The 15917-nt window shown below is 47.1% G+C and carries 19 protein-coding genes and 1 riboswitch; of the genes, 5 read left to right on the top strand and 14 right to left on the bottom strand.

Annotated features, from left to right (window positions below; all coding sequences use genetic code 11):
• Position 1: 1 nt before the first annotated feature.
• The 5 genes from thiS to P404_RS0115290 all read right to left on the bottom strand — a co-directional run bounded on the left by thiS (position 2) and on the right by P404_RS0115290 (position 3701).
• Positions 2-205: a sulfur carrier protein ThiS gene (gene thiS, locus P404_RS0115310; protein WP_014970155.1), complete on the bottom strand. Its 204-nt coding sequence runs from the start codon at positions 203-205 to the stop codon at positions 2-4.
• Positions 190-1194, bottom strand: coding sequence for an NAD(P)/FAD-dependent oxidoreductase (locus P404_RS0115305; protein ID WP_026831224.1), 1005 nt, complete (start codon positions 1192-1194; stop codon positions 190-192). Before P404_RS0115305 ends, thiS begins: the two co-directional genes overlap by 16 nt.
• The gene (locus tag P404_RS0115300; RefSeq protein WP_014970153.1) at positions 1191-1787 is read right to left on the bottom strand and encodes a thiamine phosphate synthase; all 597 of its coding nucleotides are present in this window, start codon (positions 1785-1787) and stop codon (positions 1191-1193) included. The genes P404_RS0115305 and P404_RS0115300 overlap by 4 nt, the downstream gene beginning before the upstream one ends.
• Before the next feature lie 91 nt (positions 1788-1878).
• A riboswitch (TPP riboswitch) is annotated at positions 1879-1981 on the bottom strand.
• Between the two features lie 59 nt (positions 1982-2040).
• Positions 2041-3270: a beta-N-acetylhexosaminidase gene (gene nagZ, locus P404_RS0115295; RefSeq protein WP_236624432.1), complete on the bottom strand. Its 1230-nt coding sequence runs from the start codon at positions 3268-3270 to the stop codon at positions 2041-2043.
• 5 nt (positions 3271-3275) lie between these two features.
• Positions 3276-3701 (bottom strand): OsmC family protein, encoded by a 426-nt coding sequence (locus P404_RS0115290; protein ID WP_014970151.1) that lies wholly within the window; start codon positions 3699-3701, stop codon positions 3276-3278.
• A gap of 197 nt (positions 3702-3898) precedes the next feature.
• On the opposite strand from P404_RS0115290, the gene P404_RS0115285 reads away from it, so the two are divergent.
• Both P404_RS0115285 and P404_RS0115280 read left to right on the top strand, forming a co-directional pair.
• The gene (locus P404_RS0115285; RefSeq protein ID WP_026831222.1) at positions 3899-5092 is read left to right on the top strand and encodes an MFS transporter; all 1194 of its coding nucleotides are present in this window, start codon (positions 3899-3901) and stop codon (positions 5090-5092) included.
• A 216-nt stretch (positions 5093-5308) separates the two neighbouring features.
• Complete coding sequence (locus P404_RS0115280) at positions 5309-5806, top strand: C40 family peptidase (RefSeq protein ID WP_026831221.1); 498 nt, start codon at positions 5309-5311, stop codon at positions 5804-5806.
• Between the two features lie 70 nt (positions 5807-5876).
• Here the strand turns inward: P404_RS0115280 and P404_RS0115275 are convergent, their stop codons facing one another.
• The 9 genes from P404_RS0115275 to P404_RS0115230 form a co-directional block, all read right to left on the bottom strand.
• Entirely contained in the window at positions 5877-6956 is a 1080-nt protein-coding gene (locus P404_RS0115275) for a hypothetical protein (protein ID WP_026831220.1), read from the bottom strand.
• Between the two features lie 10 nt (positions 6957-6966).
• Positions 6967-7779, bottom strand: a complete 813-nt coding sequence (locus P404_RS0115270) for a hypothetical protein (RefSeq protein WP_026831219.1) — start codon at positions 7777-7779, stop codon at positions 6967-6969.
• Positions 7776-8456, bottom strand: coding sequence for an ATP-binding cassette domain-containing protein (locus tag P404_RS0115265; RefSeq protein WP_026831218.1), 681 nt, complete (start codon positions 8454-8456; stop codon positions 7776-7778). The genes P404_RS0115270 and P404_RS0115265 overlap by 4 nt, the downstream gene beginning before the upstream one ends.
• Positions 8449-8829: a GntR family transcriptional regulator gene (locus tag P404_RS0115260; RefSeq protein WP_014970145.1), complete on the bottom strand. Its 381-nt coding sequence runs from the start codon at positions 8827-8829 to the stop codon at positions 8449-8451. The genes P404_RS0115265 and P404_RS0115260 overlap by 8 nt, the downstream gene beginning before the upstream one ends.
• Before the next feature lie 143 nt (positions 8830-8972).
• Positions 8973-9263 carry a hypothetical protein gene (locus P404_RS0115255; RefSeq protein ID WP_026831217.1) on the bottom strand — a complete coding sequence of 97 codons (291 nt, stop codon included), beginning with the start codon at positions 9261-9263 and terminating at the stop codon, positions 8973-8975.
• A 148-nt stretch (positions 9264-9411) separates the two neighbouring features.
• A protein-coding gene (locus P404_RS0115250; protein ID WP_150111991.1) for an IS3 family transposase occupies positions 9412-10574 on the bottom strand; the annotation gives its coding sequence in 2 pieces (ribosomal slippage) (positions 9412-10298 and positions 10298-10574; 1164 coding nt in all).
• A gap of 117 nt (positions 10575-10691) precedes the next feature.
• Complete coding sequence (locus P404_RS0115240; RefSeq protein ID WP_026831214.1) at positions 10692-10877, bottom strand: hypothetical protein; 186 nt, start codon at positions 10875-10877, stop codon at positions 10692-10694.
• Positions 10878-10890: 13 nt separating this feature from the next.
• Positions 10891-11766 carry an SDR family oxidoreductase gene (locus P404_RS0115235; RefSeq protein ID WP_026831213.1) on the bottom strand — a complete coding sequence of 292 codons (876 nt, stop codon included), beginning with the start codon at positions 11764-11766 and terminating at the stop codon, positions 10891-10893.
• Between the two features lie 142 nt (positions 11767-11908).
• Entirely contained in the window at positions 11909-12370 is a 462-nt protein-coding gene (locus tag P404_RS0115230; RefSeq protein ID WP_026831212.1) for an NUDIX hydrolase, read from the bottom strand.
• Positions 12371-12722: 352 nt separating this feature from the next.
• On the opposite strand from P404_RS0115230, the gene P404_RS0115225 reads away from it, so the two are divergent.
• From P404_RS0115225 to P404_RS0115215, 3 genes are all read left to right on the top strand, one after another.
• Positions 12723-13457, top strand: coding sequence for a peptidoglycan DD-metalloendopeptidase family protein (locus P404_RS0115225; protein WP_014970141.1), 735 nt, complete (start codon positions 12723-12725; stop codon positions 13455-13457).
• Positions 13458-13850: 393 nt separating this feature from the next.
• Positions 13851-14780, top strand: coding sequence for a peptidoglycan DD-metalloendopeptidase family protein (locus tag P404_RS0115220; protein WP_026831211.1), 930 nt, complete (start codon positions 13851-13853; stop codon positions 14778-14780).
• Positions 14781-14906: 126 nt separating this feature from the next.
• A complete protein-coding gene (locus tag P404_RS0115215) occupies positions 14907-15836 on the top strand; it encodes a cation diffusion facilitator family transporter (RefSeq protein WP_026831210.1) in 930 nt (309 codons plus the stop codon).
• Positions 15837-15917: the final 81 nt, after the last annotated feature.

Here is a 15917-nt window from a genome sequence, read left to right as displayed (position 1 = left end):
GTTATCCGCCTCCTACAAAATGAACGATTTCAACGACATCACCGGGTTGGACGTTCGTGTCCGTATACCGGAACCGGTCGATGATTTGATGATTTTGTTCGATGATGACGACCTCTTCATCAATGTTTAACTGCTGAATCAAGTCGTGTAGCGTCTTCGTTTGTTCCGCCAGTCGATAGTCTTTCCCATTTAATCGGATTTGCATGTATTCTCCTCCTCGTGTCGTCTGCAACAAAATGCCTCCAGTGCAACTTCCGGTTTTCGGTTCATGACACAATCAGCGAGGACTTGTGCTGTCACCGGAGCGAGCAAGATGCCGTGCCGGTGATGTCCCGTCGCGACCAACAAACCGTCAATTCCTTTGACCCGTCCAAGATACGGTAACCCGTCACGGGTCTGCGGGCGAACACCGGACCAGATGTCGATCAATGCCGCATCACGGATCGGCGGATACACGTCAATTGCTGCCGCCAACAGGTCCGAGACGCTGCCCGCGTTGACCGTCGTCGACTCCTCACCCACGTGTTCCGTTGCGCCGATGATAATCCGTCCGTCTGCTTTCGGGACAAGATACACCGTCTCATGAAACAAAGTCTGCTCAAGTCGACCGGTTGTGAGACGGACAGATAGGCATTCACCTTTGACCGGAAGCGTATCAATCGGAATCCCGATTGTTTGCAACAACGGTTCCGACCCTCGTCCACTAGCAATGACGACCTGCCGTCCAACCTGTTGTCCCCGGCTTGTCTCCACCCCGGTTACCGTCCCTTCGTCCCGCAGAAGACGCAAGACACTTACCTGTTCTTCAATCACTCCGCCCCGCTGCTCAATCGCTTGCCGTAACGCCCGGACAAGCAATGGAGGATCGACTTGACCGACCCGTTCAAATTGGACGGTTTGCTTTGTCTGGCGCAGCTGAAACGGCAGTTCGAGATAGCCGCTCGTCAACCCGGTCTCGTCGAACAATTGACGGACAAGCTTCGGATAAAGTACGCGACTCACTGCCGCTAACGCATGTAACGGTTCCGACAGTTCTTCGTCCGTCGCGAGCATCCCCGCTGCCGCCCGTGTCGCACCTTGTCCGACAGCCGACTGATCGAGCACGTGAACACTTTGTCCCCGCTGCAACAATTCATATCCGAGCGTCAAACCGATGATACCGGCGCCGACGATTAATACATCCGGTTGTTTCATCGTCCAATCACCGTCCGGAACCGTCCGGCTGCTTCCGCCGGATCGGCTTGACCCAAAATCCCGGACAGGATGGCAACTCCGCTGCACCCGGTGGTTAAGACATCAGACAGATTTTCCGGTTTGATTCCGCCGATGGCGATGACCGGGATTGATGTCCAGTCGACGACTTGCTGTAACGCATCGAGCCCCCGTGGCGCCACGCCGGGTTTCGAATCCGTCTCAAAAATATGACCATACATCACGTAATCGGCGCCGGCTTGTTCCGCCACCATCGCTTCGGTCAACGAGTGAACCGATTGACCGATGAAAATCGTCGGAAACTGTGCCCGGACACGCTCGACCGACAGACTGCGGCGTGTCAACTGGACGGTCGTGCCGGTGACGAGTGCTGCATCGAGCCGGTCATGGACTACCAGCTGGTCTGCCCGGACTCCTTGATCGAGCAACGTATCAATGCAGGAAACCAATTCCCGGACTGACCAGGTTGGCTCCCGTAAGTGGATGCGATCGACGGACATTGCGAGCTGTGGAAGGGTCTGTTCCAACACTTCCTTACTGTCGCGTCCGGTTGTAATCAGGTGTAAATGTGACATCGTTCCCCCTCCTTTCCACACGAAAAAGGACCACCCCATGAACTGATGGAGTGGTCCTACGAAAAGGGCGACGCTTGGCGTTCCCTCGATAGATGATCGGATACCACTTCCCTCCGCTAGTACGAACTAGATCAGGTTCAAAGGGTCCGGATACTTCCGTCTCAGTCTGCTACGAGACTCCCCTAGTGTAGATATTGATTTGTATGGTACGCCTGTAGTTTACCACGGGTAGTCCGATTTGTTCTACCCTTGATTAGTGTCGCATGTCCGATTCGACCGCTTTGACCTGCTCGATCAAGCGTTGGTATTCGTCGACACGTTTCGTTTGCGACAAGTCATACGTTTGTTTTAAGCGTAAGACCCGCATGACTTTCTGATTGAGATCGGCTGCCGACAATTTCCCTTGTTTGATCCGCGCCATGATTTCCTTGTGAACGGACGCGTACGCGCCGGGTGAGGAAAACATCGCCATGTCCGCACCGTTTTCAAGTGCAAGACCTGCCGCTTGAGCTAATCCGTACCGTTCTGTGATGGCTCCCATGACGAGATCGTCCGTGATGATGACACCATCAAATTTCAGTTCACTCCGTAACACACCGGTCATGACTTCTTTCGATAATGAGGACGGACGATTTTTGTCGAGAGCCGGGAACAGGATATGCGCGACCATGACCATTTCAGCCCCGTCTTGAATCGCCCGTTTAAACGGGACCAGCTCCGTCTTCTCAAGTTCCGCTTTCGTCGCATCGACCCGCGGCAGACCGACATGCGAGTCGACGGTCGTATCGCCGTGTCCCGGAAAATGTTTGACGACCGGCACGATATCCTCTTCCTTCATGCCCTGCATCAATGGCACACCAAGCCGTGCCACTTGTTGCGGGTCCGCACTGAGCGCCCGGTCGCCGATGATTGGATTCGCCGGATTACTGTTGACGTCAAGAACTGGAGCGAAGTCCATATTAAAGCCGTAAAAACGGGAAATTGAACCGAGTGTCCGTCCGACTTCCTTCATCAAACCAGGATCATTTTTATGACCAAACGACAGACTTGGTGATAATTTGAGTCGGGCATCCGGGACCCGGCTGACACGCCCGCCTTCTTCATCAAAACCAAGGAACGCTTTTTCGTCCGCCGTTTGCGCTTCGCCAATCGCTGCCGTAAAGGTTTTCAGCTGATCGGTCGAGGTGATATTGCCACCGAGTAACAAGACGCCTCCAAGCACATGGTCCTGCAGTAATTGACGGTCCGCTTGCGTCAGAGCTGTTCCCGTCACGCCGATGTATAGCAACTGATCAACTTTTTCCGCTGTCGACATCTTCGAGATGGTCTCTTTCAGTTGTTTTTCCGCCCGTTCAGCTGCAGAAGGCCGGTCCGGTTGCGGTGGCTTTGTTTTCTTCGCCGGCTTCGGTTCCGGTGCAGCCGGTTTTGCGGGCTCGTCGGCGCAACCGGCGAGCAGAACGCTTGCTAACAGAACAGGAACCATCCGTTTCAAATCGGTTCCTCGTTCCGGACGCCGTTGATCGAGTAATAAACTTCAATCTCCGCGTTCAGCGATTGCGAGACCGAGCAGTATTTGTCTTTTGATAAGGCAATCGCCCGGCGGACTTTATCGTCCGGTAAATCACCTTCGAGCCGGTAATGAATCGAGATCGTCGTGAAACGCCGGGGATGATCATCCGCCCGTTCGCCTTCGATATCCATTTCAAATGACGTCAGCGTCAAGCGCATCTTTTCTAAAATCGAGACGATATCGATGCCGGTACAGCCGGCAACGGCGTGAAGTAACAACTCCGTCGGGCGCGGAGCTTGATTGTCGCCTCCGTTGTCGGGTGCCGCATCCATCGCCAGGTGATGCCCGGATTCGGTCTCACCGCTAAAGCCCATCTTCTGATTCCAAGTGACTGTTGCTTGCATGTTCCGTCACGTCCTTTACTCGTTTTTTAGTTGTCTTTACTTCTTCAGTATACCCGAATATTCAGCAAGTGAAATTGACATGCTATTCGCAATAATTCTTCTTTTTCACCGTCCTCTAAATCCGGTTTCCGACCGGTGCAAATCATGCTATTCTGATAAACGATAGTTTTTTTGCGCACATGCGCCAGAAGTGAGGAATGTATATGTCATCATCATCGACTCGTTTGAGTCAAGCCGACTGGCTGTTGATCGCTACGTTATCCATGTTGACCTTTGTCCTGGGAACAAGCGAATTCGTCATCGTCGGTATTTTATCTGAAGTCGCAGACGGTCTGAACATCACGATTGCCAAAGCCGGCACGCTCGTTTCTGCCTTTGCGATTGCTTTCGCGATCGGGACACCGATTACGATGTCCTTGACCGGACACCTTGAGCGACGGAAGTTAATGCTCAGTCTGATTTTCGTCTGGATCATCCTGAACATCTGTAGCGGGATCGCACCGAATTATGAACTGTTGTTGTTGTCACGGATCGTGACGGCTGTTCTGACAGGCGTCCTGATTTCACTTGCAATGGTCGTCGCAAGCGACAGTGTCCCGATCGCAAAACGCGGTGTCGCCGTTTCATTCATCTTCGGCGGATTTACGATGGCAAATGTCCTCGGTGTTCCAATTGGTACCTTCATTGGTCAGCATGCCGGGTACGCCGCATCGTTTTGGCTGACAAGCAGTCTCGGTATCATCGCTCTGCTCGCTGTCCTGAAGGTCATTCCGGTCCAGCAATCAGCAGCAACCAGTTCGATTCGGGATCAACTTCGTCTACTCGCCAATCCGCGAATCATGATTGCCTTTTTCATCCCGTCGTTCGGATTTGGTGCGACGTATGTCGTCTACACGTATCTCGTCCCGGTTCTCGAGCTGGAACTGAAGTTGCCGTCGACCTGGATCAGTCCGATTTTACTTGCGTACGGGGTTGTCTCGATTTTCAGTAATATCTTAGCGGGGAAAATCGCCAGCCGGAATCCGATCGGTCGATTGCGGTTCGTCTTTATCGTCCAGGCGATCGTTCTTGCCGCACTCTACGTGACGACGGCATCCGTCTCACTGGGTCTGATCAACATTGCCTTGATGTCGCTGATGTCGATCTTACTGACGACATCGACGCAAATTTATCTGATTGATTTAGCGGAAAAGTTCAATCCGGAAGCAAAAGGACTGGCCGCGTCCTTGATGCCCGTCGCAAGCAATGTCGGGATTGCCTTCGGTTCTGCCCTCGGCGGACTGGTCTATGCAAACGGTCCGATCATGAATATCGCCCTCGTTGGTGGTGCCGTTGCCTTACTCGCAGCCGCTTTGACGGCTGTCAGTCATCGGCTCGATCAGCGGGCGTGACGAAGATTCATTTAAAAGAAATCCTTTCCTATGTGTTCTCGGACGAGGCGCACGTGAAAGGATTTTTTTCGTCATGGGACTGGACGTGTAGTGCTCCTCAGACCGAACCTTACAACTTTGTTAGGTGAACGTATCCAATTTGTTGCTTAATCTGTCAATCACCGTGGTACGGTAAGGACAGCTTATCCATTCCAACTACTTAAAGGAGTTTTGATTATGAAATCGTATTACACTCTTCCATTAACCGCTTTGTTACTGACGGCGACAGTCAGTCCGGTCGCCACGTTCGCTGCGACACCAACAAAGGTCGAAACGAAAAAACCGTTGTCGGAAAAAGCACTCGCCAAAAAGAAAGCAGCGATCGCTAAACTGGCGACGTCGTTAATCGGGACTCCGTATAAAGAAGGTGGCACGACGATAAAAGGTTTTGACGCGTCGGGCTTCACACAATATGTCTATCAAAAGAGTGGTCTGACACTCGAGCGGACGATTGCGAAACAGGCCGCGATGCCGTTGAAAACCGTCACACTGAAAAAAGCAATGCCGGGTGACTTGTTGTTCGTACAAGCGAAAAAAGCGAAAACGCCGAACTTCGTCGGGATCTATACCGGTAAAAATACATTTGTTGCCGTGACGACGAAAAAGGTCGAATCGCAAGACCTGACGTGGAGTTACTATACAAAACAAGACATCCTCCTCAAATCATATCAGTGAAACAAAAAACGCAATCCGGAACTCTTTGTGAGTTTCAGATTGCGTTTTTGTGTAGAACGTAAGAGGTCAATCAATCAAGAATAAGAGAATTTAATGACGTTTCTTTTCGTTTCAGTTTGTCTTTGATATTCCCTTCATACAAGACACGTTTTGATATTGGGTCAATGACAAGAACATTGATGACACCGTTACCGGTTCGATTCGCCGTGTAAATCAAACCATCTTTCAGCTCGGTGAACTCGTCTAACCCGAACTCGTCTGTCACTAATGGGATATCCAGCTTATGTTTTTCTGATTTTTTTGACGCCAGATCATAGACGGTCCAGTTGAAATCTTTCATTTCACGTTCAACCACAATCAGTTTTGTTCCATCCGCACTCAGTCCAGTTTGCTCAGTACTGAACGACTTTAATCCTTTTAAGCGTTGGATTTTTTCCCCATCGCTCAGGTATAATTTTTCCTCAGTCTCATCTGATCCTTCAATGCTTTCCGTCGTATAGTAGACAACCGTTTCATCATGAATTCCTAAAAGAGATACTTCATCTTTAGAAGTAACGGATAAATTGATTTTTTGAATCGTATCGCCTTTTAAATCAATTTTGTACAACAACGTTTCTGAATCGATTTGATAATCCTCTGCAAGGACATATAAACTGTTTCCAATCTGTTTATACGGATAGAGCTGGGTTTCACCTAACTTCCGAGCTTCAGCAGGTGCCGGAAAGATTTTTTTGACAACACGCTGTTTGCCATTCTCCCAATACTGCAGTTCCCATTTGTTATTGTCCGGCGTACCCATCGCATATGAGGTGCATTCCTGTTCCAACGTACTGACGTAATCGGAACGCATGAAGCGCCGGAAGTCTGCCGGTGCACCATTCTCATTATATGGACTTTCAAACAAGCCACTAATCAAATTATCCGTCGTTTTTTCGACACGACCGTCCAGTCCAACGTTGTAATCCACCTTTTTTAATCCTTGATCATAAAGTTCCGCTTGAACAGACCGGACAGCCGGTTGTGTTGGATCGCCTTTGACCGTCTCAACGGTAAAGTCGGATTCATCGATTGATTGAATAAATATGGTGTAGACTCCTATCGTCAGGAAGCTGACGACAGCCAGTATAAGTACAAAGTTAAATTTTCGCATGACGTCCTCCTCAGACCGAAATTTTCCATTTTAATAGGCGCAAACTTTTCCAAATCATATAGACAAAGTAGAGAACAAAGATTGCCATCATGATTGCTGATATTTCCTGTGATAAAAAGATATCCAGCTTTTCAATCACATACATGCTGCCTATCGTAACGAGGAGAAGAAACGCAACTTCAAGAACGATAAATAGCATTCCTTTAGCGTTGCGGTAAGACCGTTCCAGTAACACGAGCATAAACAAAAAACTGACAATGAATAATGATAAAACAATAAAGATAAGCAGATCGACTAAACTCATCGTATACAGCTGTTTTAGTGTCATCGAGAGGCCGAGTGAGGACGATTCCCGGTAGTCATCTTTGATCAGCCAGTTGAAAATGACATAACTGAGCTGGATGACCACCCATTGTAATCCGATGAAACTGATGATGACGAGAGCCAGTGATGTCCATTTGGCAAAAAAGATTTTCGCCCGGCCGCCCGGTAACAATAGTAAGCGGTATATGTACTTGGATTCACCGAACCAATCCCGGTACCAGATTTGAATTGCATACAAAATGACGAGAACGACTCCAATCATAATGATATAACTAAAATAAGAACTAGCCTGCTCAAACGATAACTTTCCAATTGAACGCAGGGCTTCCGATTCGGACAATTTCGCATAGACCATATATTCCTGCACCTGGTTTTCTTCGTAGATAACCCGTCCGACGACGGTCAAGATTTCGATACTCGCCATCGCAAGGATGACCGATACGATCATTTTCCAGCTTCTTTTTAACTCTTCGTTCGTTAACATCAGATATTGTTTCATCGTTGATAGACCTCCCGCATCCGGTCCTGGACCGATTTTCCGTATACTTCCCGCATCTCTTCCGTATCGTGTTCATCAATGATGCGACCGTCTTGTAAAAAGACAACCCGGTCAATCAGATGTTCAATTTCGGTGATTTCATGTGTCGTCATCAAGATGGCGCGCCCTTCCATGAAATGACTTGAAAAGATCCAGGCAATCTGTTCTTTCGTAAACAAATCAATCCCCGCAAACGGTTCGTCGAGCAACAGATACGGACGGTCGAGTGAAAAGCCGAGTACCAAACTGAACTTCGCCTGATTCCCTTTCGACAGTTCCAAGATTTTGTCGGTCGTCAATAACTTGAACAGACCCATCAACTCTTCCGCGACCTTCGGATTCCAGTCCGGATAATAATCACTCATATACGTCAAAGCGTCACCAATCGTCATGTAACTCGGCATCGTCTGCAGATCCGGAACGAAGGCGATTTTTTCGCGTGAGACTTCGCCGTCTACTAAGACCGTTCCGGCATCGACCGGGACAAGACCCATGATGGCCTTTAGGATCGTTGATTTCCCCTCCCCGTTTAAACCAATCAGACAGGTGATGCTGTCCGGGCGAACCGAAAAGGAGACACCTTCTAAAATCGGTTTCTTCCGACCATATCGTTTCTTTAAACCATGGACTTCAAGCATCTAGTTTCCTCCGTTCTGTTGAGTGATACACCGTTTCGACTTTCGTGACGACTTCGCCAAGCGGAATCTGAATCGCCTGGACTGCCTCGATGAATTGTGCGACCGCTTCGTCGAGCATCTCCGTCCGGACTTTTTTGACAATTTCCTGATCCATCGTGATTTTACTCGGTACATTTCGTTCAGTCGTAATCAATTGTTGATCCTCCATTTCTTTGTACGCTTTTTGTGCCGTATTCGGATTGATTCCGAGTTGTGCCGCGATTTCCCGGCGCGATGGAATTTCCTGCCCGCACTTGAGTTCTTCTGTCGCGATTTGTTCCTTGAACCATCGGACGACCTGAAGATACACCGGGCTTCTTTGGTCAAATTGCATCGTGGTCTTGACCTCCCTTTTCCGTTCACTGTATTAAAACAGTAATACACTTCCTTTCTGTATCATACCCATAGTACAGTTGACTGTCAATCCATTTCCAAAAAAATACCGCACTCCGAATGGAGGCGGTATCATGGTTTGATTTATTTTTGAAATTCTAAGATCGTTTGCTGCATCGGTACCCCTGACATCGAAACGGTCCGTTCAACGAACAGGTACTTTTTACCATCGACGAGAAATTGACGGTTTCCGATGTATTCCACTTGTTTCCCGTCTTGTGTTAGTTTCTCTTCAATCGCCTTCACATGTTCCTCGAGCGTGTAGAACCGATCGTCAAATGTCATCGTGATGTTTTTATTCCGATAACCCAGTAAGTAACTGAAGAAAAACCAAAATACTGCCCCAACTGCTAGAAAAACTAGGATAACCCCCATTTGCTTTTCCCCCTTTTGATACCTTATTTTACGTTCAAGATAATGTAAGGGTTCCCAAATCACTTGAAATTTTTTTGTGAATTCACGAACTAAAAAACTGACTCTGTAGACTGACCTAGCAATATGAGACACATATAAAACACCTTGATTAGGCTGCCAGTACACCATATTTTTTAGGTGTCAGGTAGCCTAATTTTTCTTGAATTCGTTCTTCGTTATAGTAATTTAAGTAATTGATAACGCGTTCAGAGACCTCATGGTCTCTTAGTGAATTAAATTTGACGTACTGAAACTCCTCGGACTTTAAATTAGAGTGGAACGATTCGATAACTGCGTTGTCCCAACAGTTTCCTCTACGAGACATGCTGCTTGTTAGGTGATTCCTCTTAACGAATTCTTGAAAGGCGTATGACGTATAGACACTTCCTTGATCCGAATGAAGGATGACCCCTTCGGGGTAGTTTCGATTCTCAAGCGCTATCTTCAACGTATCGATCACAAGAGGCGTTTGTTGATGCTCGTATAACTTATAGGCAATGATTTCGTTATTGAATAGGTCCATGATAGTTGAAAGATATTTCGTCGTGCTGCCGTATTGGATATAGGTGATATCCGTCACCCACTTCTGATTCGGTTTACTTGCTGTGAAATCACGCTTGATAAGATCCGGTGCCGTTATGATGCGCTCACCTTGAGACTTCCATCTTCGTTTCGGCTTGATCCGACATTGGAGATGGTGTTTTTGCATGATTTTCTGTACGGTATTCCGATTGGCTTTCAACTGATAGATTTGCTGTAATAATGCCTTTATTTTTCGATGTCCATTCCGATACTTCGTCTGTTTACTTAGTTCAATGATGGCTTTTTCTAGCACCGAAGGTGCTTTCACAGATTCTTTAATCCAACGGTAATAGCTTGCTCTTGATACATTCAAAGCACTAAGAATAGCGATGACTGTATACTTCCCCCGAAGAAACTCTACAATTTTTATGACTGCTTCTTTCTCAACTCTCTTTCGATCTCCATGTACTTTTTTAAGATCTCGTTTTCCATCTTCAGATGAGATATTTGTCGTTCTCTCTTGTCATCCTCACTCGCAGAATCTGGTCCATGTCCATAGGTATATTGTTTTCCAATCGGCTGATCGAATCGATAGAGTTCATTAGACCGATACCATCTCATCCATGTTTCGACTTGCGATTTGTTTTTGATTCCGTACTTCTCCATGATCTCTTTCGTTGTTAACTCACCACTCAGCTTATCTTTGACTACTGCCCATTTCACTTCACTTGAATATACGTTTTTGCCCATGCAAAAACACCTCCGATGTTAGTACTTTTTAAAAGTGTACCACTCCGAAGGTGTTTTATATTGTCTCAAAATTTTAGGTTAGCCCAATGAACGATGTCCAGAATCAGCCTCTCTTGTTTAGTATGGTGTTGGGTCTTCCTGTGGCGTCTCCGGAATTTCGGTTGGTTCCGGGAACGTATCCGGCTCGGGTTGACGGATCGGATCTTCCTGCGGTGTCTCCGGAATCTCCGACGGAGGTGTCGTCGGAATCTCGTCCGGTTGATTCGGTTCGTGTTCCGGGACTTCATTCGGATTTTTCTTCATGATTATTTCCTCCTTATGATGTGATGTAGTCGCCGCCGTTGATATGAATCGTCTGACCTGTGACATAACTCGAGTCGCGTGACGCCAGGTAGACATAGGCTGGCGCATTCTCAGACGGTTGTCCCCGTCGCTTCATCAGTGTGTCTTCCCCGTGTGCTTCTACTTTTTCTTTTGAGAACGTTGCCGGAATCAAAGGTGTCCAGATCGGACCCGGTGCGACGGCATTGACACGAATCCCTTTTTCAATCAAGTTCGACGCCAGTGAACGGGTCAACGTCGTAATCGCCCCTTTGGTTGCTGAATAATCAATCAACGACGGTGCTCCCCGGTACGCCGTGACGGACGATGTATTGATGATCGTATCTTCTTTTTTCAAATGCGGTAGTGCGGCCTGCGTCAAATAGAACATGGAGAACAAGTTCGTTTCGAATGTCTCTTTTAATTGTTCTGGTGTGATCGCTAAGAAGTCGTCCTGCGGAAATTGTTTTCCGGCGTTATTGACTAAGATATTCAGCTGACCAAATTCTTGGATGACGGCCTCGATAATCGGTTGGGCGTTTTCCGGACGACTGACGTCTTTCGCCAGTGCCAACGCCTTGACGCCATACCCTTCAATCAACTGTTTCGTTTTTTCAGCGTCCTGTCCTTCATTTAAGTATACGATGGCAACATCAGCGCCTTCTTTGGCATAAGCAATCGCGACGGCACGCCCAATGCCGCTATCTCCACCCGTCACCAAGGCGACTTTCCCTTTTAATTTGCCAGAACCGACATATTCCGGGTCGTCGTAGACCGGTTCAGGATTCATTTCGGATTCGATTCCCGGTTGCTGATCCTGTGTTTGTCCCCGTGCTTGTTGATGCATCTGTTCCAATTCTTCTTCACGCATCTAATCCAACCCCTTTTTGATTAATGAATGGCTACCTTCATTAACATTCCCTTGCCATGTATCAATAAACGTCCAGACACAAAAAAACGACAAAATTCGTCGTTTTTTCAGAATCGGTTTCTTCTATAGGATGATATGTAATTCATCCTTCATTCGAAAATAGTCCTGACCATTCGCCGGACTGAATCATTTCTGTGAGTTGGACTGGATACAACTTCACGGATTGCAGGCGATCAATCGGTACATATTGATAGATGAATTGTTCTCCTTCGATCCCATGAAACGGCTCTAACGTCAGTTCCTCTGGTGTCATCAACTCCACTCCATAGAAAAAGGCAACTTCATGGAACTGAATCCCGTCATATTCAAAAAAGTTTTCCTGAGCGGATAAAAATCGTTTGACACGAGCCGTCTTACCCAACTCTTCTTCGATTTCCCGCACGATTGCCTGTTCGCCGTACTCCATCAGTTGAATCCGTCCCCCCGGCAATGCCCAAAAGTCATCCCGGACATTTCGATGTATCAACAGATGACCTTCTTTCACGATCACGGCAGCGGCCCGGTGATTAAATCGTTGCTGCTCCACGGTAAAATTAATATCCATCTACTTTCACTCCTCGGTTTTTGTTATCGACCCATACTTTTTCACATTTTCCCACATTTTCGAATATGTCAAGATTCGTGTTGTTTGTAACAAATGAATTGTTGGTACACCTTCATTTCAGAATTATTCAAAACAAAAGATTACAATATAACTTATTTGAGTATAATTCAGAAATCAAACTGAAATGTTATTTTCAAAACGACCGATGCTATACTCGATTTATTCAATTCACTACTACGACGCAGTATTCATATACAGCCCACACATATAACTCACATCAAACAGGCAGAATATCTTCTGTCATCCACTTTCATTGACCGTCACTTTTTTCACCATCAGGAGGAACTACAACATGAAACGTATTTTAACAACAGTCACGATGAGCGCACTCGTCGTTTCAGGATTTGCAAGCACGGGTACAGGTAAAGTTGAGGCTGCTAGCTCTTCTTCTTATAAAGTCAAGATCATGGCAGACGGGCTACGCGTTCGGACCGGCCCTTCAACGAAATACAAGGTCATCGCTGGTGTCAACGCCGGTCAAACCTTTAAGTATTATGGTAAAACAGGCAACTGGACGAAGATTTCATACGGCGGCAAAAAACGATATGTCTATTCCGGTTATGTAAAACGTTATAGCGCCGGCAAAAAAGTATATGCTGCTAAAGCTTCTGTCTCGACCGGCTTCTTACGTCCGACAAGTGGACCTGTCACACAAGGATATGGCAATGCAAGCGGCCGCTACGGATATACGTTCCATAACGGCATTGATATCGCAGCAGCAACAGGGACAACGGTCCGTGCGACTGCTTCAGGTAAAGTGATCACATCTGGTTATCAAGCTGCATACGGTAACTATGTCATGATGACACATAAAGTGAACGGACTTTCCTACACAAGTGTCTATGCACACCTTAGCAGTCGTTCGGTTTATGCCGGTCAATCGATTGCCAAAGGGACAAAAATCGGAAACGTCGGCAGCACAGGAAACTCAACAGGGTCACACCTTCACTTCGAACTCCACCGTGGTGGTTACGTCTACAGCGGATCGTCAGCTGCAAACAGCATCAACCCACTCAACGTCTTATAAGTTAACTCTCGGACACCCTGCAACGGGTGTTCTTTTTTTAAACCTTTTTGAAAATAGGTCCACTGAAATAAACTCATCCTAATTATTGTAAAATTCATCTTATCATAACATGGTACGTTTTTTTGTCTTTTTTTCCTAAAGTCTATTCCGATAGGATTTCCTTTGATTTCAGTTACACTTGAACACCGGTATAAAATTACCATATTAAGTAAATTAATGATTTTTATTCGATAAAATATAAAATACTGAAACATTTTAGAAATAATATTGTAATATTTAAACATTTTCACAGATGGTACACTCATCTAAGAAATTCCAATCAGTGTTTTACATACCGTACGACATGAACCACATACGAAACAGCCCGATAGATTCAAAGGAGGATTTACTGAATTGAAAAAATTACTGACCACGTTGACGGTCTCAGCCATTGCCGTCGCCGGATTCTCGACATATGCGGTTCCAAAAGCAGAAGCCGCAACCTTTTATAAAGTCAAAGTGATGAATGATGGACTCCGTGTCCGGACGGGCCCTTCGACGACAGCTGGTGTCATCACGGGTCTCGATAAAGGGGATACATACAAATACTTAGGTCGGACCGGAAATTGGACGAAAATCCTTTACGGTTCCAGGAAAGTTTACGTCTCTTCTACATATGTCAAAAAATATTCCGTCACGACATCGTACAAAATCAAGATCATGGTCGACAACTTACGGGTTCGAAGCAGTTCCTCGACAAGCAGCCAGCACGTCGGAACGGTCAACAGTGGGCAAACGTTCCGTTACCTCGGACGGACCGGCGATTGGATCAAGTTTTTATATAATGGAAACAAGCGGTTTGTTCATGCGGATTATGCAAAAAAATATACGGTCACCAGCTTAACAAGTTCAGGTGGCGCAACAAAAGCGTCAAACGATTTCATTACGCCGACGAGCGGTCCGATCACACAAGGATATGGAAAAGCCAGTGGCGTGTATGGTTACACATTCCATAACGGGATCGATTACGGCGCACCGAAAGGCACACCTGTCTATGCGACGGCAGCCGGAAAAATCATCACGTCCCAACTCAAAGGAGCGTACGGTAATTACGTCATGGTCAAACATACGATTGACGGTGCCTCGTTTACGAGCCTGTATGCTCATTTGAACAGCCGCTCGGTTTCTGTCGGACAATCGGTCTCTAAAGGTCAAGTTCTTGGAACGGTCGGAGCGACTGGTAACGCGTTCGGTGCGCACCTTCACTTCGAACTTCACCGTGGCACGTATGTCTACAGTGCGACTTCTGCTGCGAGCAGTGTCAATCCCCTGAATTATCTATGACTCTGAACACCCTCTCATTTCTCTTGAAGTGAGGGGGTGTTGTCGATGAAACATACGTCGGTTGACCAAAGACGTGTAACATCCTATAATTCAAATAGACATTTGAATGTATAGGGAGGCATCGTTATGACGCATGATCATCACCACCATCACACCGACAACAAAAAAGTTTTGCGTCTATCGTTTATCATCATCACGCTGTTTATGATTGTCGAGGTAATCGGCGGGTTTTGGACGAACAGTCTCGCCCTTTTGTCAGACGCCGGGCATATGCTGAGTGACTCGATTTCGCTTGCGATCGCTCTCGCAGCCTTTCACTTCTCAAACCAAAAACCGGATGCGAATAAGACGTTCGGTTCGAAGCGGTTTGAAATTCTCGCGGCAATTTTCAACGGTGTCGCCCTGATCGGTATTTCGCTTTATATCTTCGTCGAAGCCGTGCAACGGTTTGTAAATCCACCGGCTGTCGCAACGACCGGGATGTTGATCATCAGCGTTCTTGGACTCCTCGTCAATCTGCTTGTTGCTTGGATCATGACCCGCGGCAGCGGGCATGAAGATAATCTAAACATGCGCGGCGCCTACCTGCACGTCTTAAGCGATATGTTCGGGTCGATTGGTGCCATCGTTGCCGCCCTATTGATTCTTTTCTTCGGCTGGGGCTGGGCGGACCCACTCGCGAGTGTCATCGTCGCCATCCTCGTCCTGCGCAGCGGCTATTATGTGACGAAGGCCGCAGTCCATGTGTTGATGGAAGGGACGCCAAGTGACATCGACATCGAACAGGTCCTCTCGACCATTCAGAAAAACGAAGCAATCCTTGGTCTGCACGACCTCCACATTTGGTCGATTACGAGCGGCTACAATGCGTTGTCCTGCCACGTTGTCGTCAAAGACGACATGACGGTCCACGAGTCTGAGACGATTCGTAAACAATTGGATCATGACTTAAAACATGTCGGCATCACACATGCGACGATTCAAGTCGAGACAGCACAGCATGACCATGAAGATCAACTCTACTGTCACGGCGAACAGGAACCGCACGTTCACTAAAAGTCATTTTTTTCTCCAACTAAAAGCTAAAAGGCAATTCTTCTCTTCATCGAGAAGGATTGCCTTTTTTAATGACCGTTC

Source organism: Exiguobacterium antarcticum DSM 14480, from assembly GCF_000685865.1.
GTDB classification, from domain to species: domain Bacteria; phylum Bacillota; class Bacilli; order Exiguobacteriales; family Exiguobacteriaceae; genus Exiguobacterium_A; species Exiguobacterium_A antarcticum.
The sequence above is the reverse complement of the archived record's forward strand: the minus strand, read 5'-3'. Positions and strand labels throughout refer to the sequence as shown.